The sequence below is a fragment of the Candidatus Erwinia dacicola genome, from assembly GCF_001756855.1.
Classification (GTDB): Bacteria; Pseudomonadota; Gammaproteobacteria; order Enterobacterales; family Enterobacteriaceae; genus Erwinia; species Erwinia dacicola.
The window spans coordinates 1-2,365 of record NZ_MAYS01000517.1; the positions used below are offsets into that span (position 1 = coordinate 1).

The following is a 2,365-nucleotide window of genomic DNA, read 5'->3' on the forward strand; positions in this document are numbered from 1 at the left end:
GCCACGCGCCCAAGGATATAGGGTTTGAACGGGTCAAGCTTGCAGGGTCTGGGTGCGCGAAGCTTGTAGCGGATATCCCCTACGGGCAGCGGGCTACGGATATATCTGCGAACGGTCTCACGAGAGCATGAAAGCTGGCGCGCGATGGCGCGTATCGACATGCCCTGACGGTGTAAAACACTCATCTCCACTCTGGTCTCCAATGTCATCATTGGCAGTGCCTTAAAACTGCCATTTTTACCCTGGGTCGGTCAGATTTACATCGGCAGGTGGGCCAGTTTTACATCGGTAGCGACAGTGTGGAACCGGAGACCTAGCTGCGCTATGTCCTAGGACATATCCAAGACTGGCCGGTGAACCGGGTCCGCGATCTGCTGCCGCGGAAAACCGATCTTACATCTGCACAAGCGTCAATACGGTCCGCATGTGACGCTTACCTTTAAAAGCAGGTCAGGGTGAAAAGCATGAAAAGTTTATAAGCGCAAGTTTTGAGAGGGGAGTTTTCTACATACGAAAAGGGCTGCTTTTTAAAGCAGATTTCTTAAATTGGTCGGCGAGAGAGGATTCGAACCTCCGACCCACTGGTCCCAAACCAGTTGCGCTACCAAGCTGCGCTACTCGCCGAATTGCTGGCAATTCTTTGCTACGGATTTTGTGGTGCGAAGAGAGGGACTTGAACCCTCACGTCTGTTAAGACACTAACACCTGAAGCTAGCGCGTCTACCAATTCCGCCACCTTCGCATACGACAAAATCTACTTCTTGAAATCTGGGGTGGCTAATGGGACTCGAACCCACGACAGCTGGAATCACAATCCAGGGCTCTACCAACTGAGCTACAGCCACCATACCTGATTTCCTTAACTGCTTGTTGCGACTGTTTTACTTCTTACTGATGTAGTAAATGATACAAGCGCGACTCATGCGCACAAAATTCATGGTACGCCCGACAGGATTCGAACCTGAGACCTCTGCCTCCGGAGGGCAGCGCTCTATCCAGCTGAGCTACGGGCGCGTAGCGCCGTTGCGGATGTGCATACTACGGACGGGAGCCTTACCTGTCCAGTGTTTTTTTCACAAAAAAAGCGTTTGATTACGCTTTGTGCATTCCGTCTAAAAGTTACAGCGTTTTTCTGCCTCTTTATGGCAAAAAAGCCACTAAATAGCCGGGTTAGAGAAAAATGTCCAAGGCGTTAGAGATCGCCGCGCCAGTGATATTTAAGGTATTTCAGCAGTCGCAGCTGGCGCTTTAGGCGTGAAGGCTGCAACAGAAGGCGGTAAAGCCACTCCAGACCCATTTTCTGCCATATCTTTGGCGCACGCTTCACGTGGCCTGTAAACACGTCGTAGGTACCGCCTAATCCCATATACAGCGCATCCGGGTAAACAGCTTTACAGTCGCGCATTAGGATCTCTTGGCGCGGCGAGCCCATCGCGACAGTTACCAGCTTGGCGCCGCTGGCCTGAATGCGGGCGAACAGCGCATCACGGTCGGCGGGATTGAAGAAACCGTCTTGGGCGCCAACGATATTCACACTCCAGCGGCGGCGTAGCTGGTCCTGAGTCTGCGCCAGCACCGACTCCCGTCCGCCAATCAGAAACACCGGCGTGCCTTCGTGCCCGGCGCGCTCAATCAACGCTTCCCACAGATCGGAGCCGGCAATACGTGACACGTCGGCCTGCGGATACTTCTTGCGGATCGAACGTACAATGCTGACACCGTCGGCATACTTATATTCTGCCGCGGCAATCAGCTCAGCCACGGCCGCATCTGCCTCAGCCGTCAGCACTTTTTCGGCGTTTATAGCCACCAGCATGCCGGTTTTCAGCTTACCGTCGTAATTGAGGTAGTCGACAAACGGCACCATATCACTAAAACCTGACAGCGTAATGCCGCGAATCTGATAGTGCGGCACGGTTACAGAGGCATTCATCGGGATTTCCTTGAGGTCATAAGCAAGGTCGAGTCCGTCAAGGTGGTGTAAATTCAGATCCAGCCTTCCGGTCCGGTAATATGTCTGTTAAGCGCTGAGTGGCAGCGCCTCGATCACATCGTTTTCAGCGGTCTGCTCTATCTCCGCCATGCTGTGCTGCGGCAGGTAGCGGTTCTGCAACAGCCATTCTTCGTTCTGCTCCGTCAGCACCGCACCCAGAAGCCGGGTTATGCTCTCTTCGTTGGGGAAGATACCCACCACGTCGGAACGCCGCTTCACCTCTTTATTCAGGCGCTCCAGCGTGTTCGTGGAGTGGATTTTCACCCGGTGCGCTCCCGGGAACCCGAAGTACGCCAGCACCTCCGCCTCCGCTTCGTCCATCATCTCTGTGACGGTAGAGTCTTAGGACGTGGTGTAAATTTGGAAGGATGG

The 2,365-nt window shown here is 53.8% G+C and carries 2 protein-coding genes, 4 tRNA genes and 1 pseudogene; all 7 read right to left on the reverse strand.

From position 1 onward, the window contains the following. Window positions 1–212: helix-turn-helix domain-containing protein (locus tag BBW68_RS17055; RefSeq protein WP_148127678.1), on the reverse strand; the 212-nt coding region annotated here is incomplete at its 3' end. 335 nt (window positions 213–547) lie between these two features. Further along, window positions 548–624 (reverse strand) — tRNA-Pro (locus BBW68_RS13250). A 31-nt stretch (window positions 625–655) separates the two neighbouring features. Beyond that, a tRNA-Leu gene (locus tag BBW68_RS13255) sits at window positions 656–742 on the reverse strand. A 27-nt stretch (window positions 743–769) separates the two neighbouring features. Next, a tRNA-His gene (locus BBW68_RS13260) sits at window positions 770–845 on the reverse strand. A 92-nt stretch (window positions 846–937) separates the two neighbouring features. Next, window positions 938–1,014, reverse strand: a tRNA-Arg gene (locus tag BBW68_RS13265). Window positions 1,015–1,192: 178 nt separating this feature from the next. After that, on the reverse strand, window positions 1,193–1,933 hold the full coding sequence (gene wecG / locus BBW68_RS13270; RefSeq protein ID WP_070135721.1) for a lipopolysaccharide N-acetylmannosaminouronosyltransferase: 741 nt from the start codon (window positions 1,931–1,933) through the stop codon (window positions 1,193–1,195). Window positions 1,934–2,020: 87 nt separating this feature from the next. Continuing rightward, window positions 2,021–2,317, reverse strand: a pseudogene (locus tag BBW68_RS13275) (transposase); the annotation flags it as partial. Window positions 2,318–2,365: the final 48 nt, after the last annotated feature.